This is a genomic window from Melissospora conviva (assembly GCF_049523535.1).
In the GTDB taxonomy this organism is placed as follows: Bacteria; Actinomycetota; Actinomycetes; order Mycobacteriales; family Micromonosporaceae; genus Melissospora; species Melissospora conviva.
In genome coordinates this window covers 92,984-115,922 of record NZ_JBLLDT010000011.1, presented here as the reverse complement: position 1 = coordinate 115,922, position 22,939 = coordinate 92,984, and the positions used below count along the sequence as shown (strand labels likewise).

General features: G+C 74.7%; 9 protein-coding genes and 1 pseudogene. 4 read left to right on the top strand and 6 right to left on the bottom strand.

All coding sequences use genetic code 11. The features are described from left to right. Positions 1–242: pseudogene (locus tag ACK8GG_RS20335) on the bottom strand (hypothetical protein); the annotation flags it as partial. 553 nt (positions 243–795) lie between these two features. Here ACK8GG_RS20335 and ACK8GG_RS20330 point away from each other — a divergent pair. After that, positions 796–1,461 carry a GGDEF domain-containing protein gene (locus tag ACK8GG_RS20330; RefSeq protein ID WP_440351114.1) on the top strand — a complete coding sequence of 222 codons (666 nt, stop codon included), beginning with the start codon at positions 796–798 and terminating at the stop codon, positions 1,459–1,461. Between the two features lie 124 nt (positions 1,462–1,585). Then, positions 1,586–3,043 carry a class I SAM-dependent methyltransferase gene (locus ACK8GG_RS20325; RefSeq protein ID WP_440353222.1) on the top strand — a complete coding sequence of 486 codons (1,458 nt, stop codon included), beginning with the start codon at positions 1,586–1,588 and terminating at the stop codon, positions 3,041–3,043. A 53-nt stretch (positions 3,044–3,096) separates the two neighbouring features. Here ACK8GG_RS20325 and ACK8GG_RS20320 read toward each other — a convergent pair whose 3' ends face one another. After that, entirely contained in the window at positions 3,097–3,894 is a 798-nt protein-coding gene (locus ACK8GG_RS20320) for a class I SAM-dependent methyltransferase (protein WP_440353223.1), read from the bottom strand. Between the two features lie 160 nt (positions 3,895–4,054). Here ACK8GG_RS20320 and ACK8GG_RS20315 point away from each other — a divergent pair, with 160 nt between their 5' ends. Next, entirely contained in the window at positions 4,055–5,749 is a 1,695-nt protein-coding gene (locus tag ACK8GG_RS20315; RefSeq protein ID WP_440353224.1) for a long-chain-fatty-acid--CoA ligase, read from the top strand. Positions 5,750–5,764: 15 nt separating this feature from the next. Here the strand turns inward: ACK8GG_RS20315 and ACK8GG_RS20310 are convergent, their stop codons facing one another. From ACK8GG_RS20310 to ACK8GG_RS20300, 3 genes are all read right to left on the bottom strand, one after another. Then, positions 5,765–17,914 (bottom strand): non-ribosomal peptide synthetase, encoded by a 12,150-nt coding sequence (locus ACK8GG_RS20310; RefSeq protein WP_440353225.1) that lies wholly within the window; start codon positions 17,912–17,914, stop codon positions 5,765–5,767. Between the two features lie 214 nt (positions 17,915–18,128). Beyond that, positions 18,129–20,264, bottom strand: a complete 2,136-nt coding sequence (locus ACK8GG_RS20305) for a M14 family zinc carboxypeptidase (RefSeq protein WP_440353226.1) — start codon at positions 20,262–20,264, stop codon at positions 18,129–18,131. Between the two features lie 86 nt (positions 20,265–20,350). Continuing rightward, complete coding sequence (locus tag ACK8GG_RS20300; protein WP_440351045.1) at positions 20,351–20,908, bottom strand: GNAT family N-acetyltransferase; 558 nt, start codon at positions 20,906–20,908, stop codon at positions 20,351–20,353. A 61-nt stretch (positions 20,909–20,969) separates the two neighbouring features. Between ACK8GG_RS20300 and ACK8GG_RS20295 the strand changes: the two genes are divergently transcribed. Then, positions 20,970–21,677: an alpha/beta fold hydrolase gene (locus ACK8GG_RS20295; protein WP_440351046.1), complete on the top strand. Its 708-nt coding sequence runs from the start codon at positions 20,970–20,972 to the stop codon at positions 21,675–21,677. Between the two features lie 18 nt (positions 21,678–21,695). On the opposite strand, the gene ACK8GG_RS20290 is transcribed toward ACK8GG_RS20295, so the two are convergent. Beyond that, a complete protein-coding gene (locus tag ACK8GG_RS20290; protein WP_440351047.1) occupies positions 21,696–22,649 on the bottom strand; it encodes a DUF8832 domain-containing protein in 954 nt (317 codons plus the stop codon). Positions 22,650–22,939 lie beyond the last annotated feature (290 nt).

Here is a 22,939-nt window from a genome sequence, read left to right as displayed (position 1 = left end):
ATCGCCTTCGCATTCTCCTGCTGCTCCGCAGACAGATCGATACGCGACTGCTTACCCTGCACACTCGTCGCCAGGGCCGAGGCGGACGGGGTCCGGGTCTGCTGTGTCTGCTGCACCTGTGCCACCGGCTGCGCACCGACGGCCTGCGCGAGCGCCGGATTTGTCGGGCCCGCGGCAACGCCTGTGGCGAATGCCAGACCCGCGACACCAAGTGCGGCACTACGGAAGATGTTGTAGTTCATGGGGGTCTCCTTCTTGTCTGTCCTGAAAGGGGGACCCGGACCCGCCTGCGCGACGACTCAGCATCCGACACACGGCGGCGTCCGGGGTACCGCAACGAACCGGCCCGCTGGGCTCACTCGCCCGCGGCGCCGAGGGGGACGGCTACCGGGCCGGCTGCGCCCACCCTGGGGGCGGGCGTCAGGGCCCTGTTCCTCAGCCGTACGCCATGCACAACCGCCCCGACCCCCGAAGCGATTCCGCCCCGAACCCCGATCCGGCCCGGAAAATTCGTGCATTCAGTCTGAAACCGGGCCTTACTGGCAGCCCAGGCAGCTATCAGCGGTCGACCCTGCTGTGGCACCGACGGCACGGCAGCCGGCCGTCCCGCCCGAATCCGACCCGGACGTGCCCTTGCGCCCCATGACGCGCCCGCGCATCATACGAACGTAGATATGTAGCCGAACCGACACGCTGCGTCACCCCGACGCCGTGCGTCATCTCGGACCACGCCCATGATCACCCGACTCGCACCTACGGGGGTCTGGAGCGCGCCGCGGCGGATAGGGGATGCGAATGGTGGATTCCTTCACCGTGACAGCCACCCTGCTCGCCATCTGCTCCGCGGCCACCTGCTGCTGGCTCTGGCAACGGGTCGTGCGCGCCGAGACCGAGGCCGCGGAGCTGCGCCGGGCACTGCTGACCGAACGGCACGCCGCCTGCCACGACGAACTCACCGGCCTGCCCAACCGCCGGGCATTCCACCAGCGCGGCGCCCGGCTGCTGGCCGACGTGAGACGGCGGCCGCTGGTCGCCGTGGTGCTGGACCTGAACAATTTCAAACAGGTCAACGACCGCTACGGCCACCTTGCCGGCGACCACGTGCTCGCGAAGGTGGCCCAGCGGTTCGCACACTTCGCCGGCGACAGCCTGGTGACCCGCCTCGGCGGTGACGAGTTCGCCGGGCTGCTGGTCGGTGTCACCGGCGATCCCCGCCGGCTGGAGCAGGCCAGTCAGGGACTCGCCGCCGCCGTGGCCCGGCCGATCCGCATCGGCGGGCGGACCGTACGCGTCACCGCCTCCGTCGGCATGGCCGCTGTCACCGACCCCGTCCCACTGGCCGAAGCGCTGCGCCGCGCCGACGCCGCCATGTACCGCGCGAAACGGTCCGCGCCGGATTCCGGGACGTCATCCCGGGCCGGCAGCGCCACCGGTCGTCAAGCGCGTACGGCGGTGTCGTGACCGTGGGCCCGGCGGCCGCGTCCCCGCGGGCGCCAGGGCAGTTGGTCATCGTGCCGGCACGCGCGCCGCACCGGTCCGGCGCGCGCGTGCGGCGGAAACCACTCGACGACACGAGGAGCGGCGGATGCATCCGGAGGCCCCCACCGGAACCACCCAGAACCCGCAGACGGCTTCGGTCCCGACCACCGGCGCTGCGGAACCGGCACCGCAGCCCGTGCCCCAGCCGGGCCCGCCGGGGATCGCGGGCGACGTGCCGCAGCCGGGCCCGCCGGAGATCACCGGCGACGTGCCGCCGGCCGCCCCGCCTGCTCCCCCCCGCGCCGAGGTGGCCGCCGCCTTCGCGCCGCTGCTGCGCATCGCCCTCGGCGAGCGGCTGCCGGTGCGGTTCCAGTTCTGGGACGGCAGCGGCACCGGCCCCCTCGACGGTCCCGGCACCGTGCACGTACGCTCCGCCGACGCCGTCCGGCGGATGATGTGGGCACCGGGCGAGCTCGGGCTCGGCCGGGCGTACGTCGCCGGCGACATCGACCTGACCGGCGACATCTTCACCGTGATGCGGGCGTTGGTGACGGCGGCGCCGCGCGACGCCCGGCTCGGCTGGGACGCCGCCGTGACGGCGCTGAAGGTCTGCAAGCAGCTCGGCGTGCTGGGGCTGCCGCCCCGGCCCCCCGCCGAGGAGGCGCGCCAGCGCGGCTGGCTGCACTCGCTGCGCCGCGACGCGCAGGCGATCAGTCATCACTACGACGTCGGGGAGGACTTCTACCGGCTGGTGCTGGGCCGCAGCATGACGTACTCCTGTGCCCGGTTCAGCAACGACGCGACCAGCCTGGCCGCCGCCCAGCGGGCCAAGCACGAGCTGATCTGCCGCAAGCTCGGCCTGGCCGACAAGCCGGGAGCGCGACTGCTGGACGTCGGCTGCGGCTGGGGGTCAATGGCGCTGCATGCGGCGACGGTGCACGGCGCCCGGGTGGTCGGGGTGACGATCAGCCGTTCCCAGGCGGAGACGGCCCGAAAGCGGGTCGCGGAGGCGGGGCTCGCCGACCGGGTGGAGATCCGGTTGCAGGACTACCGCGAACTGCGCGGGGAGACCTTCGACGCGATCAGCTCGATCGGCATGTTCGAGCACGTCGGGGCCGGCCGGGCCGCCGAGTACTTCGCGGCGCTGCGCGGTCTGCTGCGCCCGCACGGTCGGCTGCTCAACCACGCCATCTCCTCCGTCGGCGGCTCCCGTATCGGGCCGCGCACCTTCCTGGGGCGCTACGTCTTCCCCGACGGGGAACTCCTCGACGTCGGGGAGACGCAGCTGATCATGCAGCGGGCCGGTTTCGAGATCCGCGATGTCGAGTCGTTGCGCGAGCACTACGCCCGCACCCTGCGCGCCTGGGTGGCGAACCTGGACGCCGAATGGGACCGGGCCGTCTCCCTCGTCGGAGTGGCCCGCGCCCGCATCTGGCGGCTGTACATGGCCGGGTCGGCGCTCGGCTTCATCGACGGCGGCATCTCGGTGCATCAGGTGCTGGGGGTGGTGCCGGACCCGGAGGGCGGCTCGGGGATGCCGGCGACCCGCCGCAGCTGGGGCTGACCGCACCCGCCGGAGATCGGCCACGCCGCCGCGACGGCGTGGCCGGCGGACTCTCAGACCCGGCAGATCAGTTCGCCGTGCAGCACGGAGAACCAGCCCTGCGGCGACTCGGCCCAGCCCTGCCACGCCTGCGCGATCCGCTCCAGCCGACTCGGGTCCACGCCGTGCTCCTGCGCCTGGGCCGCGAAGGCCGACTGCCGCACCCGGTCCGCCCACATCCCGCCCCACCAGCGCCGGTCCTCCTCACTGGCGAAGCACCAGGTGCTCGACGAGGCGGTCACGTCGTCGAAGCCCGCTGCCCGCGCCCAGCCCAGCAGCCGCCGGCCCGCGTCCGGCTCGCCGCCGTTGGCGCGGGCCAGCCGCTGGTACAGGTCGAGCCACTCGGCCAGCTCCGGCGGCTGCGGGTACCAGACGAAACCGTGGTAGTCGCTGTCGCGTACGGCGACGTGTCCGCCGGGACGGCAGACCCGGCGCATCTCCCGCAGCGCCTGCACCGGGTCGGCGACGTGCTGCAGCACCTGATGGGCGTGCACCACATCGAAGCTGTCGTCGGCGAAGTCGAGGCGATGGACGTCGGCCTCGGCGAACGAGACGTTGGCCAGCCCCCGCCGGTCGGCTTCGGCCCGCGCCACGGCGAGCACCTGAGCGCTGGCGTCCACGGCCGTGACCGGTCCTGGCGCCACCCGCTGCGCCAGGTCGGCGGTGATCGTGCCCGGGCCGCACCCGATGTCCAGCAGCGCCGTCCCGGGCTCCAACAGCGGCAGCAGGTACGCGGCGGAGTTCTCCGCGGTACGCCAGTTGTGCGAACGCAGCACCGACTCGTGGTGGCCGTGGGTGTACCGGTGGGTCATCGCACGACCATAGGCGAATCCTGCCCGGACGCCCGATCCGGCGGCCCGATCACCGCCTGTGACCTCCGACCTACGGCACCGTAACCTACGGAACCGTAGGTTACGCTTGGCGCGGGTCGGGCATTCCCTGAGCCGGCTCCGGCAAGCAAGGAGATGCGCCATGGATGTCACCGCAGACCGCCCCTGGGTACGCAGCTACGCGCCCGGCGTGCCGGCGACGGTCGCCGAATCTCCCGAGTCGCTGGTCGACCTGCTGAACAATGCCGCGGCCCGCTTCGGCCCTCGCGTCGCGCTGGACTTCTACGGCGCGACCACCACCTACACGGAACTGCAGGGCCAGGTCGCCGGCGCCGCCGAGGCACTGCGCCGCCTCGGCGTGGGCAAGGACGACCGGGTCGCACTGATCCTGCCGAACTGCCCGCAGCACATCGTCGCCTTCTACGCGGTGCTGCGCCTGGGCGCCATCGTCATCGAGCACAACCCGCTCTACACCGCCGAGGAGCTGCGTACGCAGCTCGCCGACCACGGCGCCGAGGTCGTGATCGCCTGGAACAAGGTCGTCCCGCTGGTCCAGGAGGTCGCCGGGCAGACCTCGGTCAAGACAATCGTCGCGGTAGACCTGAGCCGGGCGCTGCCGCGGCTCAAGCAGCTCGCGCTGCGGCTGCCGATCGCCAAGGCCCGCGCGACCCGGGAGGCGATGACCAGCCCGGTGGCCGGTGTGCTCCAGTGGGAGAAGCTGGTCGCCAGGACCCCGCCGCTGGCCGCCGACCACCCCGCCCCCGGCCCGGACGACACCGCGCTGCTGCAGTACACCGGCGGCACCACCGGCACCCCCAAGGGTGCGGTGCTCACCCATCGCAACCTGCGCGCCAACGCCGCCCAGGGCCGGGCCTGGATGCCGGGGCTGCGCGACGGCGAGGAGACCGTCTACGCGGTGCTGCCGCTGTTCCACGCGTACGGCCTCACCCTCTGCCTGACCTTCTCGGTGAGCATCGGCGCGACGCTGGTGCTCTTCCCCCGCTTCGACCTGGAGCAGGTGCTGGAGGCGATCCCGCGCCGGCCGGTGACCTTCCTGCCGGCGGTGCCGCCGATCTACGAGCGGCTCGCCACCGCCGCCCGCGAGCGCGGCCTGGACCTCACCTCGGCCCGCTTCTCGCTGTCGGGCGCGATGGCGCTGCCGCCGGCGACCGTCGAACTCTGGGAGTCGGTGACCGGCGGCCTGCTCGTCGAGGGGTACGGCATGACCGAGACCTCCCCGGTGGCGCTGGGCAATCCTGCCTCCCCCGAGCGGCGTCCCGGCACCGTCGGTGTCCCCTTCCCCTCCACCGACATCCGCATCGTCGACCCGGAGGACCCGGCCCGCGACCGCGAAGCCGGCGAGGCCGGTGAACTGCTGATCCGCGGTCCGCAGGTCTTCGCCGGTTACTGGCAGCGCCCCGAGGAGACCGCCAAGGCGCTGCTGCCCGGCGGCTGGCTGCGCACCGGTGACGTGGTGGTCATGGACGGCGACGGCTTCGTCACCGTCGTCGACCGGATCAAGGAACTGATCATCACCGGCGGCTTCAACGTCTACCCCTCCGAGGTGGAGGACGCGCTGCGCCGGGTGCCCGGCGTCGCCGACGCCGCCGCGGTCGGGCTGCCCACCGCCAACGGGGGCGAGGAGGTCGTCGCCGCGGTCGTGCTCGCCCCCGACGCCACAGTGGACCCGGACGGCATCCGCGCCGCGAGCCGGGCCTACCTCGCCGGCTACAAGGTGCCCCGCCGCGTCGTCGTGGTCGACGATCTGCCCCGTTCGATGATCGGCAAGGTGCTGCGCCGCGAGGTCCGCGCGCAACTGCTCCCGGACGCCGGCTGACACCCGCCCCGGCGGTCAGCCGGGGTCCGCTGTCCCGTCCTGCGCGCGCCGGTCGCCCCGCGCAGCGCGCAGGACGGCGAGCAACGGCTCCTCGACGGTGAACCCGGCCAGGTGCAGCGGTGCCGCGCGTACGCCCGCCCGCCGCGCCGCCGCCCAGTGCGCCCGCGCCAGCGCCGGGTCGACCAGGCCGTGCACCGGTGCGAGCCCGGGCGTCGCGGCCACCAGCAGCGACTCCAGCTGACAGGAGGCGAGGCTGCCGGCTGGGCGCATCCGGGTCGTCACCTCCGCCGCGAGGCGCGGCACACCGTCGGCGAGGTGCCGCTGCCCCGCGCCGCAGTCGAGCAGTCCACCCCCGACGAGCAGGACGTCGCGGCGGTCGCGCATCCGTCGCTGCGCCGCGGCGGTGTCGAAGCAGTGCGGGAACGAGTCGTCGACCACGACGGTGCCGGGACGCAGCCGCTCGACCTGCAGCAGCGCGCCGGACCCGCTGACCGCGGCGATGATCAGGTCCGCGGCGTAGACAGCCGCGGGCAGCCGCGGGTCCGACTCGTGCCAGCTCAACTCGGTCGTCGTGACGGCGGCGAGCTCACCGGCGAGCTCCGCCAGCCGCGGCCCGCTGCCCGCCACGTCGCAGAGCAGCAGCCGTGCCGGCGGCCGGGGCGCCCGCTCGAGCAGCAACTCCAGCGACGTACGCCCGATCGAACCGAGCCCGACCACGGCGACCGTCAGCTCGCCGAGTTCCCGGCCGGTCGCGGCCAGCGCCGCCAGCACGGTGCGGACCACCGACACGGCGGTGACAGCGTGCCCGGTGGTCACCACCGGCACCTGCGCGGCGTCGCGCAACTGCGGATCCCGGAGCACGGCGAACCCGTACGCGGTGTGCGCGGGGATCATGCCGGCCAGCGACACGGCCCGCGCGCCGAGCGAACCGGCGTGCCGGACAGCGGCGGCGGTCTCCGCGGCGAGGGTCGCGGATCCGGCGAGCTCGTCGGCGAAGCGGGGCAGGCAGACGAACCCGGAGACCCCCAGCGGGGTGTGCACCTGCTCGACGAGCCGGGGATCCCCGCCGGGAAAGAGCAGTTCGCGGATCGACTCCCGGGGCAACTGCGCCACCGGGACACCGGCGTACGCCGCGAGCTGCGCCGGTGCGGGCAGGTACCCGATCAGGGCGGCGTCGAGGGTGCCCCGCGTCCCGGCGGTCTCGGTCGAGATCCGCATCCCGGTCTCGGGCGAGAGACGCGTCCCGGCCGTTTGTGCCGAGCAGGACGGCTCGGCACGCGCCGACGACTCGCCCCCGGCAGCGGTGACGAGTTCGGCCCGCAGGGTCGCGGTGAACTCGGCGAAGGCCTGCGGGTCGAGCGCGGCGGCCGCGGCCCGCAGGGTGATCCGCAGACGGCCGCCGACCGGCCGCACGGCGCAGAAGATGTCGGTGCCGACCGGGGGCGGTTCCAGTTCGGAGTCGGCCTCGTCCCAGCTCAACGCCAGGCTCGTCGCTTCGGTGGCGGCCAGGGCGGCGAACTCCAGGAAGGTGAAAAAGAACTGCGCCCCGGCCGGCAACCCGTGCTGCGGCCCGCTACGGGCCGGGATGTCGTGGGTACGGGCGGCCGCCACCTCTGCGACCACCTCACGCAGGTCGGCGGCGAAGCCCCGGTCGGCCTGGTCGGCCCGGGCGTCGGCGCCGAGCCGTACCGGTACCGCGGCCGCGAAGGGTCCGAAGACACGCGTGACGTCCGGCAGCGGCACGTCCCGCCCGGTAACGGCCAGTCCGATGACGAGGTCGGCCTGCCCGGTCAGCGCGGCCAGGGCGCGATGGTAGGCGGTGAGCACCGGAGCGTGCAGGCTCGCCCCGGCGTCCGCAGCGAGCGCCCGCAGCCGGCGGACCTGCCCCGCGTCCAGGGTGAATCCGGCCTGGTGGGCCGGCCGGAGGGCGGTCTCCCAGGGCGATTCCCGCAGCGCCGGCGGCCGGTAGGGCGGGCTCTGGCGGACCGGTGTTGCCGGCTCGCTCTGTCCGTCGACGCCGGCGCTGGTGCTGGCGCCGGTGCCGGTGCCGGCGCCGAGGAGAGCGACGTGGTCGCGGAAGGTGCTGCGCAGCGCCGGTAGCGGCGCCGCCTGCGGATCGTCGACCAGGTCGTACGCCGCGAGCAGTTCCCGCCCGAGCAGCGCCGCGCTGTAGCCGTCGCCGATGAGATGGTGGGCGTGCACGACCAGCACGTGCTCGTCGTCGGCCACGGTGAGCACGTGCAGCCGCAGCAGCGGCCAGGCCCACGGTTCGAAGCGGCGCCGCCGCTCCGCGTCGATGCGCGCGGCCACCTCCTCCGGGCCGCCGAGCACCTCGAAGGTCACCGGCAGCCGCAAGGTCGCGGGCAACTCCTGCTGCACGGGCGGGCGGGCGCCGGCCGGAAAGACCGTACGCAGCATCGGGTGGCGGACGACGAGCAGGTCGACGGCGCGCTGGAAGCGGTCGCTCTTCAGCAGGCCGCGCAGCCGCAGCCGTGCCAGCCAGGACGGGCTGCTCGCCGCGTCCAGTGTCTCGGCGAGCAGGAAGCCGCGCTGCCCGGGCGTCAGCGGGTACGGCTGCGGCGTCCACATCGCACCGGCCGCGTCAGTGTCCGGCAGTGCGGCCGCCGGGCGTACGTCCGCCTCGACCGCGGCGGTGTCGACGGCGCCGGCGAGCGCGGCGAGGGTGCGATGGGTGTAGATCACCGTGGGGCGCGGCAGCGACGTGCGGTGCTCCGCCAGCCGGCCGAAGACCTCCAATACGGCGATCGAGTCACCGCCGAGGGCGAAGAAGTCGTCGTCGCGCCCGACCACCGGCAGCTCCAGCAGCTCACACCAGATGCCGGCGAGAAGCCGCTCGGTCTCGGTGACCGGTGCGGCCTCTGTCGCCGCCGGTGGGGCGGGAGCCGGTCCTGTCGGGGCCGGTGGCGCGAGGGCCGCTGCCGCGAGGGGCACCTGGGCGTTGTCGGCCGAAGAAGCCGGGCGGGGCACGGCACCCTGGGCGGCGCCGAGCCGGGCCCGGTCGACCTTCCCGGTGACCGTCAGCGGCAGCCGGTCGACCAGGTGCCAGCGGCCGGGCAGCATGTACTCCGGCAGCCGGGCCGCCAGATGCCGGCGCAGCGTGACCGGTTCGGTGCCCGCCCGCGCCTCCACGTGCGCGACGAGCCGCCCGGTCTTCCCCGTCGGCAGCACCGCCGCGCGGGTCACGTCGGGGTGCTCCTGCAGGACCGCCTCGATCTCACCGAGCTCCACCCGGTGGCCGCGGATCTTCACCTGGGCGTCACTGCGCCCGACGAATTCGAGCACCCCGTCGGGGTCGGCCCGGACCAGGTCCCCGCTGCGGTACCAGCGCCGTCCGCCGCGGTCGACGAACGCCGCGGCGGTGAGTTCCGGGTCGCCGAGATAGCCCGGGGTGAGCCCGGCGCCGCCGATGAGCAACTCCCCCACCTCACCGGGCCGGCAGCTGCGGCCGGCGCTGTCGACGATCTCCACGACCGTGCCGGCGACGGGCCGGCCGATCGGCACATGCCGGAGGCTGTCGTCCGGCCGCTCGTCGAGGAGGTGACAGGTGGCGTTGATCGTCGCCTCGGTGGGGCCGTACAGGTTGGCCAGACGCCGGCCGGGGCCGAGCAGGTCGTACCAGCGGCGTACCGGTCCGGCAGCGAGGGCTTCACCACCGACGTGCACCCAGCGCAGCCCGGCCAGGCCGGGCACCGGCTCGCCCCGGTGGGCCCGCTGCTCGGCGGCGACCAGCAGCCGTTCCCAGAGCGTCGGCACGGAACTCCAGACGGTGACACCCAGCCGGTCGAGGTGGTCGAGCAGGGCGTCCGGATCCCGGAGCAGGTCCCGGCCCAGGGGGACGACGGTCGCGCCGACCAGCAGCGGCGCCAGCAGCTGACGTACCGAGGCGTCGAAGCAGACGGCGGCGGTCTGGGCCAGCCGGTCCCCGGCCCGGTAACCGAAGGTCGAGATCGCCCAGTCGAGATAGTTGCCCATCGACCGGTGGGTGATCGGCACCGCTTTCGGCCGTCCGGTCGACCCGGAGGTGAAGATGACGTACGTGATGGCCTCCGGCCGGGCCGGCGCCACCGGGAACGGCCGCGGGGCGGCCGGCGGCCCGTCGACGGCGACACGGGTCAGTTCGGCGAAGCCCGCTGCGGTCTCGGCGGTGCCGCTGTCGTGCACCAGCACCCGCACGCCACAGCGTGCGACCTGCTCGGCTAGCCGGGCCGGCGGGTGCGCCGCGTCGAGCGGCACCCAGCCGGCACCGGCCCGGAGGATGCCGACGACCCCGGTGACGGTCGCCGTCCCCGGTTCGGTGAGCAGCCCCACCAGGTCACCGTCGACGACGCCGGCGGCACGCAGCCGCCCGGCCAGCTCCGCGCTGGCACGGTCGAGCGCGGCGTAGGTCAGCCCACCCGGGCCGGTGTCGACGGCGACCGCGTCCGGGCTCCGGCGGAACTGCCCCACCAGCCGGCGGACGATGTCGGCCGGTCCGCCACCGTGTTCTGCGGCGTTCCCGCCACCGTGGTCTGCGGCGTTCCCGCCACCGTGGTCGGCCGGTTCGCCGGCAGCGTCGGCGACGATCCCGGTCAGCTCGGCGCGGTGCTCGGCGGCGAGACGGGTCACGGTCGCCGGGGCGAAGAGCCGCACCGGGAAGTTCCAGGAGAAGTGCAGCTGCTCGCCGCTCTCCCAGCAGAGCAGCCCCAGCCGGGTCGCCGCCGTCGCGGTGCCGGCCGACGCCGCCGCCACGGTGACCGGGCACGAGTCGTCCTGCCCGGCCGGGAAACGGGCGAAGCTGAAGCCGGCAGCGGCGAGCGTGCGCGGACCGGAGCCGGCGACGGTCAGCAGCCGGGCCAGGTCGAGGCTGCTGACGTGGGCGTGCCGCTCGGCGTCGTACCAGCTGTCGCGCAGTCGCCGGGCGAGCACCTCGATCGGCTCGGGACCGGCGGTGGCGAGCAGGGGCAGGGTGTCGGCGCAGGAACCGACCAGCCGGTCGAGGCCGGGCAGGCGCAGGTCCCGGCCCGCCCGGGCGACCGAGACGGCGACCTGCGGCTCACCGCTCCAGCGGGCCAGGCAGCGGACGTACCCGGCGAGCAGCAGATGAAAGAGGGAGACCTCGGCCTCGGCGGCCCGCCGGCGCAGCGCGGCGGTGTGCCGCGCGTCGAGGGTGACCTGGTGAGTGGCGAAGGGAGGCGCGGGCGGCCCGTCCGGGTCCCCGTCGTACGGCAGGGTGCGCGACGGTTCGTGGCCGTCCAGCAGCTCCCGCCAGTAACGCAGGTCCATCGCCCGGTTGGCCGTGCGGTCGGCGTGCAGCGCGGCGGCGTACTCGCCAAAGGTCAGCTCCGCCGGCGGCAGCACCGGAGGACGGCCCTGCCACAGTGCGGTGTAGACGGTCCAGAGTTCGGCGCCGAGAAGGTGGAGGCTGAACCCGTCGACGGCGGCGTGGTGGGCCACCACCACCAGGTGCCACCGGTCCGCTCCGGCACGGGCCAGCACGGCCCGGACCGGTGCCTCGACGGCCAGGTCGAAGGTGCGGTTGGCAAGTGCGGTCTCCAGCTCCTCGACGGCGCCGGTCAGCTCGGTGACCTCGTACCAGGGTGGGATCGTGCCGGCCGGCGGCGGATCGGCCGGGAGCTGGCGCGGACCGTCCGGGCCGGGCTGCACCCGCAGCCGCAGCATCGGATGCCGCCGCGCCAGGTACGCGAAGGCGTGCCCGAGCAGCTCCGGGTCGAGCGCGCCGGTGACGGTCTGCCGGACATAGCCGTACGCCGGCACGTCCGGGTGCAGCAGCCCGTTGGTGTGGAACGCCCGCTGCACCGGCGTCAGCGGTGTCGCCACCGAAGGAACGCGCTGTTCCCCGCTGGGCGCGGCGTTGACGACCGCTGTGCGCGGTGCCGTGTCCGCGGCCGCCACCGGGCCCCCGGCCGGCGCGGTCGATTGCAGGTACGCCACCAGCTCGCCGAGCGTCTGGTACTCGAAGAGCAGAGTCGCCGGCAGCTGCCGGCCCAGCTCCCGTTCGAGTTGCCGGACCAGGTCGACGGCGGTCAGCGAGTCCAGACCGAGGCCGAGGAAGGGTTCGTCCTCGCCGATGCCGGCGGGATCCCGGTGCAGTACGGCGCCCAGCAGCCCGCGGACGGCCGTGTCGGCGTGCGACGCGGAACCGGCGCTGCGGCCCGACATGCTCGTGTCGGCGACCGGGGCGGCGATCGCCACCGGTGACGTGGACGTGGCGACGACCTCGGCCGGGGTGAGGTCGGCGACGAGCAGCTGCGCGGCGTCGACGCCGCGCGCGACGAGCAGGGCGTCGAGCGCCTCCCGGGTGCCCAGGGGCGGTACGCCCCGGGCGGCGATGGCCTGCCGCAGTCCCGGTGCGGCGGCGAGGCCGACCTGTGCGAAGGCGGCGAAGTTCAGCGCCTGCCAGGGCTGCCCGGCCGCGCGCTGGGCAGCGGCGAACGCATCGAGGAAGGCGTTGCCGGCTGCGTAGTCGCCGAGTGCTCCCGCGTACCCGGGCAGGACCGACGAGACCGAGGAGAAGGCGAGGCAGAAGGCCGGGGGCGCGGCGCGCCGGGCCAGCGCCCGGGCCAGCAGCCGCGCGCCGCGCACCTTCGGGGCGAGCACCTCGGTGACCTCGTCCGCGGTCTTGCCGCGCAGGGTGCCGGGTCGGACGACTCCGGCGGCGTGGAAGACGCCGTCGAGGCGTTCGAGGCCGCCCACCAGGGTGTCGACGTCGTCGGCGGCGGTCACGTCGGCGCGGACGTACCGCGCGACGGCGCCGAGCGCGACGAGTTCCTCGAGGAGCCCGGCGGGCGCGGCCGGCGACCGGCCGGCGAGCAGCAGGGTGGGGCCGGTCAGGTGCCGGGCGAGGTGCCGCGCCAGCTCGGCGCCGACCCCGCCGGCGCCACCGGTGATCAGATAAACCCCGTCGGCGGGCAGCGGCACCGGCTGAGTCTCACCGGCGGCGACGGGCTGCGGGGTACGCCGCAGCCGCCGCCCGCCACGCCAGGCCACGTCCTCCACGTTCGCGGCCGAGGGCGCCGCCAGCTCCCGTAGCAGCGCGTCGATCCGGACGTCCCCGCTCTCACTTCCGAGGAGGTCGACGGTACGGACGACGAGTCCGGGCAGCTCGTCGGCGAGCGCGCGGCAGAGCCCGGCGAGGATCGCCGCACCGGGCTGCGATGCTTCGACGCCGACGCCGGTGACGTGCAGGTCCTCGGTGACGACCAGCAGCCGGGGCCGGGCTGCGCCGAGGCCGTCGATCAGCTCCCGCAGCGCCGCCAGGGCCTCGACAACCGTCTCGTGGAGGGCGTCCGGCTCCGCCAGGTCACCGGTGGGGCCGGCGAAGAGCAGCACAGCCTCCGGCGTGTCCACGCCGCGCTGTCGTACCTCGACACCGCCGGCGGCGAGCCGGTCGGCGAGCGCTCCGGCCAGCGGGGCGCGGTGGCCGAGCAGCAGGACCGGCCCGGCTGTCGGCGCGGGCCGGGAAGCGGGCTGCCGCGGCACGGCCAGCGGCTCCTCCTGCCAGGTCAGGCGGTGCAGCAGCCGCGACGCGACGGCGACCGGCGCCGGGCCGGCCGGGGTGAACCAGTACGACCGGCGCTGGAACGGGTACGTCGGCACCTCGACCTTCGGCGCGCCGGCGTGCACCGCCAGGTGGTCGAGCCCGGCCCCGCGGCTCCACAGGTGACCGGCGGTCTCCAGCAGTGCGCGCGGACCGTCGGTTCCCGGTCGGGTCGCCGCCACCGCGAGCAGCTGCGTGCCCGGCCGGGAACGGCCGGCTGCCCGCAGCGGGCCGGTCAGGGTGGGGCCGGCGCCGAGCTCGACGAAGGTGTCGTAGCCCTCGCCGGCCAGCCGCTCGGCGGCAGCGGCGAAGCGCACCGGCGCCACGGCGTGCGCGCACAGGTAGGCGGGGTCGAACTGCGGATTCCATTCGCCGGTCACGGTGCTCAGCAGCGGCACCGTGGCGGTGCCCGGCGCCAGCTGCCGCGCCGCCTCGGCCAGCGGGCCGAGGACGGGCTCCATCATCGGCGAGTGGAAGGCGTGCGAGACGGCGAGACGGCGCGCGGCGACCCCTCGGGCCTCCAGCTCGGCGACGGCAGCGTCGACGGCCTCCGGCGTGCCGGCTACGACAACCTGGTCGGCGGCGTTGACCCCGGCGACCACCAGCTGGCCGGCGCACGTGGCCACCAGGTCGGCGACGGTCTCCTCGCCGCCGCGGACCGCGGCCATCGCCCCGGGCCGGGCGTGGGTCTGCATCAGCCGGCCGCGCCGGGCTGCGAACCGTACGGCCTCGGCGACGGTGAACGTCCCGGCCAGGCAGGCAGCCGCGAGCTCGCCGACGCTGTGCCCGGTCACCGCGTCGGGTGCGACTCCCCACGCCTGCAGCTGCCGGCCGAGGGCGATGCCGAACGCGACAACCAGCGGCTGGGTGATCTCGGTGCGGGCGAGCAGCTCCGCCGGCGCGGACGCCTCGGTGCACCACTGCGTCAGGGTCCGGCCATACAGCGGGCCGACCGCGGCGGATGCCTCGTCGAGGACCCGGCGGAACACCGGTGCCGAGGCGTAGAGCGCGCTGCCCTGCCCCGGGCTCTGGGATCCCTGTCCCGGCAGGACGAAGACCAGCCGGGGCCGGGGTCCGGCGTGTCGCCCGGCCGGCGCGTCGTCCAGCCGGGCGGCCAGGTCGCCGTCGGCGACCAGAGTTAGCCGGTACGGCCCGTCGTCGCGGGCGGTCGCCACGCTCGCGCAGACCGCCGCCTCGTCCAGCTCCGGCCGCTGCCGCAGGTGCGCGGCGAGTGCGGCGGCCGCATCACGCAGCGCCGCAGCGTCGTGGGCGGAGAGCGTCAGCAGATGCGGTCCCGCCGCCCCGCCCGCCGGTGCCGACGGGGCGGGTGGGGCCTGCTGGAGGATCGCGTGGGCGTTGGTGCCGCCGAACCCGAAGGCGTTGACCCCCGCCGTCAGCGGCCCCGGCGCGTCCCAGTCGCGCACGTCGGTGACGACCTCCCAGCCGCGCCCGGCGAGGTCGAGCCGCGGCGCGGGCGGGTCGTGGTGCAGCGACGGCGGCAGCTGCCGGTGCCGCAGCGCCAGAACGACCTTGACCAGCGCGGGCATGCCGGCGGCGTTGAGCAGGTGCCCGATGTTGGTCTTGACCGAGCCGACTGCCCGCAACCGTCCCCCGGCCGGCAGCGGATAGGCGTACGCCAGCGACTGCACCTCGGTCGGGTCGCCGATCGGCGTTCCCGTGCCGTGCGCCTCCACGTAGGAGACCAGATCCGGATCCACCCCCGAGAGCCGGTACGCCTCGGCGACCACTTCGCGCTGGCGCAGCGGATTGGGTGCCATCAGGCTCAGCGACCTGCCGTCGTTGTTGGTGGCGGTGCCCCGCAGCAGTGCCAGGACCTCCACTCCGTCGTGCAGCGCGTCGGCGGGCCGGCCGAGGACCAGCGCCGCTCCCCCCTCGCCGGGGACGAAGCCGTCGGCGGCGGCGCTGAAGGTGTGGCAGCGGCCGGTCGGCGAGAGCGCCGAGGTCGCCTCCAGCAGCCGGTGGCCGGTCGGGCCGAGGTTCAGGTTCACCCCACCGACCACGGCCAGGTCGCACTCGCCGTCGTCGATGGCGCGCCGGGCCAGGTGCAGGGCGACCAGCGCCGACGAGCAGGCGGTGTCGACCGCCACGGCGGGGCCGGTCAGGTCCAGCGCCTGCGCGACCCGGGCGGCGACGAGATTCGGCAGGTTGCCGACCAGGGCGGTCGCCGGCAGCGGGGCGCCCGCGTCGGCTGCGCGGGAGAGCAGTTCGGAGTAGCCGCTGCTGCCGACGGCGGCGAAGACACCGATGCGGCGGGCCCGCCGTCGCGCGCCGGCGTAGCCGGCGCGCTCCAGCGCCTCGTGCGCCAGTTCGAGGAAGATGCGGGCCTGCGGGTCGGTGACGCGGGCCTCCTCGGCGTCGATGCCGAAGTAGTCGGCGTCGAAGGCCGACGGATCGTCCAGGAAGGCGCCCCACCGGGCGGTGGCGCCCGGCGCGACGTGCCGGCGGTGCTCCGGCACCTCGGTCACCGCGTCGTGCCCGGCGGTGAGGCGGTCCCAGAACTGTTCGGGAGTGTCCGCGCCGGGAAACCGGCACGCCAGGCCCAGCACGGCCGTCGGCCCGGCCTGCCGGACGCCGTCACCGCGACCGGTCCCCGCGCGGTCACCGCCGGGCACTGCGGACTTGGCAACCGCCGCCTCGGTCGCGGCCGTCGTGCTGTTCGCACCACGTGCGCCGCCGGCAGCCAGCACGTGGTCGGTCAGCGCGGTGACGGTGTCGCAGTCGCGCAGCACCGCCGGCGCGACGGTGATGCCGAAGGCGTCCTCGATCTCGGCGAGCACCTCCATCGCCTTCAACGACGAACCGCCGGCGGCGAGGAACCGTTCGCCTGCGTCGATCTGCGCCGCCGGCCGGCCGAGCACCCGCCCCCAGATTTCCCGGACGCGTTCCTGCACCTCCTCGCGGGCGAGCGGCCCCGCCGAAGGGCTCGCGACAGGCCCGGCCGGCCCGGCGGCGGCACGCCGGGCCTGCGTCAACTGCTGCGCGAGCGCGTCGAAGTCGCCGGCGGCGAAGCGCTCCCGCAGCACATTGCGCCGCAATTTGCCGCTGGTGGTGCGGGCGAACGCCCCCGGCGGCAGCGGCAGCACCCGTACGTCGTCGTGCCCGAGGGCCTGGCGTACCCGGGCCGCGACCCCGTCCAGTACCGAAAGCGCCGCCGGCAGCGGCGGGCGCGCCCAGCGCACCAGGACCACGACCCGCTCGCCACCGTCGACGGGATCGGTGCAGCCGACGACCGCCACCGTCTCCGACGGCAGGCCGGGGGTGGCAGCGGCGACCTGCTCCAGGTCGGCGGCGTGGAAGGTGCCGCCGTTGACGAAGACGACATCCTTGTGCCGCCCGGTCACGCAGAGCCGCCCACCGCGCAGGAACCCGAGGTCCCCGGTCCGCAGCCAGCCGTCGGCGAAGGTCGCCGCGGAGATCTGCGGCGCCCGGTGGTAGCCGGCTGCCACATTGGGTCCGGCGACCTCGACGTGACCGACCCGGTCCTCGCCGAGCACCGTCCCGCGCTCGTCGACGATGCGCAGCGCACAGCCGGGCACCGGTGGTCCGACATCCATCAGCTCCACCGCGTCCGCGTCGCCGGCCTCCACCGCCCGGCCGTCGGCGAGCGCCGCCCGGTCCAGCCGCAGCGGCACCGCCGTCTCCCCCGGCGGCGGGCAGGTGACGCCGAGGGTCGCCTCGGCCAGCCCGTACACCGGTTGCAGGGCCCGCGGGTCGAGCCCGGCGCCGGCCGTCGCGGCGAGGAAGGCCCGCCAGGTGACGGCGGAGATGGGTTCGGCGCCGACGCCGACGTACCGGACGCTGCTCAGGTCCAGCGCCGCCAGCGTCCGCGCCGGGACCCGGCGGACGACCAGCGCCAGGGCGAAGTTCGCCGCGGAGAGCATGGTGGCGCGGTGACGGGCGGCAACCTCGAACCAGGACGCCGGGCGTTTCGCGAACGACATCGGCCCGAGCTTGACCTGCTTGATCCGAGCCGCCAGCGGCATCAGGTGGGTGCCGATCAGGCCCATGTCGTGGAAGTACGGCATCCAGCTCATCAGCACGTCGGCGTCGGTCACCTCGGCGGCCTGCCGGATCTGCTCCACGTTGGCCAGCACGTTGGCGTGGGTGAGTTCGACGCCCTTGGGCGCTCCGGTGCTGCCGGAGGAGAACTGCAGGAAGGCAACCGGCGCCGGCGCCGGCAGCGGGGCCGGTGCGGTGCCGGCGCGCAGCCGGGCCAGGGGCAGCACCGCCGGTGGTTCCGGCAGGGCGGCGAGCAGCGGCACGGTGCTCTCGTCGACGGCTACCGGCGGGCGGCCGAGCAGCTCCCACACCGGCGTGATCCGGCGCGGGTCGGCGGCGAGCGGCACCGGCACCAGTCCGGCCGCGACCGCGCCCCAGAAGAGCGGCAGGAAGTCGTCGCTGCGGTCGGCGACGACAGGCACCGCGTCGCCGGGGCGCAGCCCGGCCGCCAGGTAGCCGCCGGCGACCTGCAGCGCCTCGTCGCGCAGCTGCCGGTAGCTGACGACACGCTCCTCGCCACTGCCGCGTACGTGGACGATGACCTGCTCGGGCGCGTGCTGTGCGGCGTCGAGGAGCAGGCGCAGCATCGTCGGCGGCGTCTCCGGCGACTGTCGGTACGGCCGTTGCGGGCCCTCTTGTCCAGAGGACGTGTCGTTGCCTGGCCGCACAGCTGCTCCGTTCGGGTGGCGCTAGGGGGAGAGCACCCTAGCGCGCGCCGTCCCGGCACCCGGTGGCCGGGACGGCTGCGCCCACGCTAGAACTCCGTCGCGCTCGCGCCATCCGCATGCGTACTCAGCGGGCTCAGAGCAGGGCGCACTGCCCGGTGACCGGCCCCCGGACGGTGTTGGCGACGCCGAGGCTGATCGGCGCCGGGACGTTGCCGGTGCAGCGCAACGGCCCGGTGACGGAGTTGCCGGCGACCAGTGGCGCGTCGGAGCCGGTCGTACCGGCGGAGATGTCGACCGGTCCGGTGACGTCGGTGCCGATCACGGCGACCGCGTCGGTGGTGCCGGTGATGCGCACCGGACCGCGTACGGTGCTGTCGGCGAGGAAGACACCGGCGGCGCCGGCTGCGGTGACCGGGCCGTTGACCGTGGTGCCGGTGGCGATCAGCGTCGCACCCGGACGGACAGTGACCGGGCCGTTGACGGTGGCGCCGTCCAGGCAGGTCACCCCGGTGACGGTCAGGGGACCTGCGTGCCGCCCGGAGCCGGCCGGGTATACCCGCTCACCCGCGACGAGCCCTTCGGCGGCCGCGCCGTCGAGCAGCAGCGGGATCAGGCCCCGTTCGGGCTGGGCGAGCGGCACGACGTACCCGTCGGCGGCCTTGACCACCTTCCAGCCGTGCGCGGCGAGGCGCTGCGCGACGGTGGCCCGCAGGCCGGGCGGGCCGTCGGTACGGGCACCGTGGTACTGCTCCTCGGTGAGTTTGTAGGCGCACGGCGGGTCGGTGAGGATCTGGCCTTCTGCGGGCAGGTCCGCCCGCGGCGGGCTCTCCCCCGGGTGCGGCGCCGGGTGCGCCTGGATCGTGCGGGAGCCGCGGAAGACGATCCGGGTGTCGTTGGCCGACTGGAAGAGGATCGCCGCCGCGCGGGCCTGGCGGATGTCGCCGAGCGCGGCGCGGTGGTAGTCGAGGAACTGCTCGAAGGTCCAGAGCGCCGAGTACGCCTTGCGCCGCCGGTTGTTCGCGGTGTTCGACTCGTCGGGGCGGGTCGCGCCGCCGCCGCTGCGCAGCTCCAGCAGCGAGTTGACCACGTTCTTGAGACCGAGGGTGTTGCGCAGGATCGTCTCCTCGCCCATGCCGACGCCTGAGCCGCCCTGGCAGCCGTAGGGGCAGGGCCACCAGCCGTCCCGCGCGCCCTGCTCGTACATGTGCTCCTCGATCATCGCCAGGGATTCGTCGAAGATCTCGGTGGCGACGTTCTGGTGCCGGGGCGGCAGCATCGGCAGATCCCCGGCGGTGCTGTTGCCGTACTCGTGACCGTCGTAGCCGGCGACCGGGCGGTAGTCGCGCAGCATCCGCACGAATGCGAGCGTCTCGGGCTGGCGGATCAGCGAGTAGTCGCGGTTGAGGTCCTGCCCGGTGCTGTTGCCGCGGCTGTTGGCCGCGCGCCCGTCGCCGTTGATGGTCGGCACGATCAGCACGGTGGTGTGGCTGAGCAGATCGCGGGTGCGGGCGTCGGCGCCGAAGGCGAGCTTGCGGGCCAGGATCAGGCAGGCCTCCCGGTCACCGGGCTCGTTGCCGTGCACGTTGCAGTTGATCAGCAGGGGCGAGGTCCGGGCGATCTCCTCGGCGGTGGCGGCCGGGCGCGGATATCCGAGGGCGAACATGTTGATCGGCCGGCCCAGGACGGTGCGGCCGATCTCGACCACCCGCATCCGGTCGCTGAGCCGGTCCAGGTCGGCGGTGTAGGCGTACTCCTCGGTGTCGCTGGTGTACCGGGTGCCGCCGCTGGTCTCCCAGCCGGTCCGCAGGTTCTCCCCGGCGAGCGCCGGGTCGCCCCACTGCGGCCGGGTGGTGTCGACCAGCGCAGTGGAGTACGGCTGGGCGACGCCGTCGAAACGGGCGCGCACCCGCCAGCCGAACCGCTCCCCTGGCGCGAAACCGGCGTCGGCGAAGGTGGGGGCCTCCGGGCGCAACTGCCGGTTGGGGCGCCAGAGGCCGACGATCGTGGCGGCACCGGTGGGGTTGCCGTCGGCATCGACGGGGGCGCGTTCGATCTGGTAGTCGGTGGCGCCCTCGACCGGCGCCCAGGCGAGCGTGGCGTAGCCGTCGCCCTGGCGCACGGTCAGCTCCTGCACCTGTCCGGGCTCGGCGGAGGCAGCGGCCAGCCGCCAGCTCTCGGCCGTCCGGGCCTGCGCGGACGGGGTGCCCGTGGCGGCCAGCACGGCGACAAGGGCGAGGGTCAGGGCGGCTGTGGAACGTCGGTGTCGCATGGCGCCTCCGGCGAGGGGTCAGTCGATCGGGACCACGGCGCCGCCAGCATCATCCAATATCGTCGATCAAGCAAGGGCTGCCATCGCTAACGGGGCAGTTCGCGCTCCAGGAGGGCGTAGACGTACTCGCTGCCCCAGCGGCCTTCGAGGTCGAGGTCGTTCTCGACCAGGTGTGCCTCGCGGCGCATCCCGAGCCGTTCGCAGAGCCGTACGGAGGCGGTGTTCCCAGTGTCCAGGCGGGCGAAGATCCGGTGTGCGCCGAGCTGTTCGAAGGCCGCGACCGTCAGCGCCCGGGCGGCCTCGGTGGCGTAGCCCTGACCCCGGTGGCCGGGGTGGAAGACCCAGCCGACCTCGAACTGGCGGGCGCGGGCGTTCTCCAGGCGCAGCATCAGCTCGCCGAGCACCCCGGGCCGGTCGGCCCGGCAGACCGCGATGGCGAGCAGGTCGCCGTCGGTCTCCCAATCAAGATCGGGACGGGACTCCGCGATGACTTCGGCACAGCGCTCGCGGGTCCTCGGCGGACGGTAGAGGTGCCGGGCGACCTCGGGCAGGCGCTGGTAGGCGTACATGCCGTCGACGTCCTCGGCGCGGAACGGGCGCAGCGTGAGCCGCTCGGCGACGAGGGGCAGTCGCAATCTCGGCACGGTCTCTCCTTACGTCGGCGCTTCGAACGGCAGTGTCGGACCGGCCCCCTAGTGTGCCGGTATGGACATCATCCTGATTCCCGGCTTCTGGCTGGACGGCTCTTCCTGGGACGCGGTCGCGCCGGCGCTGCGCGCGGCCGGGCACCGGGTCCACGCCCTGACGCTGCCCGGCATGGACTCTCCGACGGCGGACCGCTCGGGCATCACCCTGCGCGACCACGTCGATGCCGTCGTCGCGAAAATCGACGCGTGCGACCCCGCCGAGCAGGTCGTTCTGGTGGGTCATTCCGGAGGTGGCGCGGTCGCCCACGCCGCGGTGGACGCCCGCCCCGACCGGGTCGCGCGGGTGGTCTACGTCGACTCCGGTCCGCTCGCCGACGGGGATGCCATCAACGCCGACCTGCCGAGCGAGAACGGCGAGGTTCCGCTGCCGGCATGGTCGGGCTTCGACGATGCCGACCTCACCGACCTCGACGACGAGCTGCGCGCGGCCTTCCGGGACCGCGCGATCCCCACCCCGGCCCGGGTCGCCACCGATCCGCAGCAGCTGCGTGACGAGCGGCGTTACGACGTGCCCATCACCGTGATCGCCTGCGAGTACCCGAGCGCCCAGCTGCGCACCTGGATCGCGCAGGGGCACAAGTGGGTGCGGGAGCTCGCCCGCATCAGCGACGTCACCTACGTCGACCTGCCCACCGGCCACTGGCCGCAGTTCACCCGCCCTGCCGAGCTGGCGGCAGTGATCACCGGCAGCCTCACCTCTGCCTGACCATCTCCCCTGCCGCCGTCACCCGTGGCCGTGACCGGGCTCGCCGTGCTCTGACGGGCTCGGCGACACCGACGGGGACCCGGCCGACGACGGCACGGACGCCGGCGTGGCCCCTGCCGTGATGGTGAACTCGGCGGTCCGCACCTCGCCGCCGTGCCGGAAGTCGAGGTAGAGCCGGTAGGCGCCATCGGAGGGCACCTCCACGTGGAAGGCGACCTCGGGGCCGGCGGCGGTGCGGCCGTCACCGGGCTCACCGTCGGGGTGCACGTGCAGGTACGCCAGATCGCCGGCGCGCAGCGCCACCAGGTGCCCGTACGCGCCGAGGTACGGCTGCAGGTCGGTGACCGGCCGCCCGTCCCGGCTGACCTGCGCCGTCAGTTTTGACGACTCTCCACTGGTGAGATCACCGGCGAGGGTCACGGTGTAGCCGTCGACGGTGGCGGTGCGCGCCGGCGCGGGCAGGGCCCGGGGCTGGTAGTCGCCGGGCGCCGGCACGTCCACGCCGAGGGTCAGGCCGCGGTCGAGGGCGGCGGGGCGGAAGTCGGCGAAGACCCGGTACGACCCCGGCGCGTCCACCGCCACCGGCACCGACCACGTGCCGTCGGCCGCGCGGTCCGGATGCAGGTGCCGGTAGCCCGTCAGGTCCCGGCGTACCAGGATGAGGTGCAGGTCCTTGTCGTGGTTCTCGGTGTAGTCGGTGACCGGCGCGCCGTCCGGTCCGAGGATGCGGAACCGGAACTCCCCGGGCCCGGTGGTGGAGAGCCCGGCCGACAGCGGGGCGACGCGGTAGCCCTGCTCGGCGACCTGGAGCCCGCCGGGAACCGCCACCGCGGTGCCCGGCTCGGTGGCGCTGTGCGTGTCGTGCGGCGCCACCGGCTCCTGCGGACCGGCGAGGCGGCCGAGGCCGAGGGTGGCGGCGAAGACGGCGACGAGCCCCAGCCCGTACGCGGTCAGCCGGACCGCAGTGTTCATGACCGTTCCCTTCGGTCGAGACAAGCGCCGCAGCGGCCTGGAACGCCGACGGGGTCGCCCGGTTTCCGAGCCGCCCGGCCGTGCTGACACCCCGCTCCCGCGGCTCCTCCGCGCCATCCTACGCCTACCCCCGGGGGGTACCCAAGGATCGACGGATCCGCTGTCGCGTCAAAACGGCGTCAAGAATCCGCGAGCCCGCGTCATGACGGCGTCAACACCCCTGTCCGGGCCGGTCCGCGAAGAGTTTCGATTGCCCGGCGCGGCCGGCCGACGGTCGCGGTCAGCTCATC

Excerpts from the sequence above, each read along its gene's own strand:
- ACK8GG_RS20330 (WP_440351114.1), top strand. The coding sequence starts at position 796 with ATGGTGGATTCCTTCACCGTGACAGCCACCCTGCTCGCCATCTGCTCC.
- ACK8GG_RS20325 (WP_440353222.1), top strand. The coding sequence starts at position 1,586 with ATGCATCCGGAGGCCCCCACCGGAACCACCCAGAACCCGCAGACGGCT.
- ACK8GG_RS20320 (WP_440353223.1), bottom strand. The coding sequence starts at position 3,894 with ATGACCCACCGGTACACCCACGGCCACCACGAGTCGGTGCTGCGTTCG.
- ACK8GG_RS20315 (WP_440353224.1), top strand. The coding sequence starts at position 4,055 with ATGGATGTCACCGCAGACCGCCCCTGGGTACGCAGCTACGCGCCCGGC.
- ACK8GG_RS20310 (WP_440353225.1), bottom strand. The coding sequence starts at position 17,914 with ATGCTGCGCCTGCTCCTCGACGCCGCACAGCACGCGCCCGAGCAGGTC.
- ACK8GG_RS20305 (WP_440353226.1), bottom strand. The coding sequence starts at position 20,264 with ATGCGACACCGACGTTCCACAGCCGCCCTGACCCTCGCCCTTGTCGCC.
- ACK8GG_RS20295 (WP_440351046.1), top strand. The coding sequence starts at position 20,970 with ATGGACATCATCCTGATTCCCGGCTTCTGGCTGGACGGCTCTTCCTGG.
- ACK8GG_RS20290 (WP_440351047.1), bottom strand. The coding sequence starts at position 22,649 with ATGAACACTGCGGTCCGGCTGACCGCGTACGGGCTGGGGCTCGTCGCC.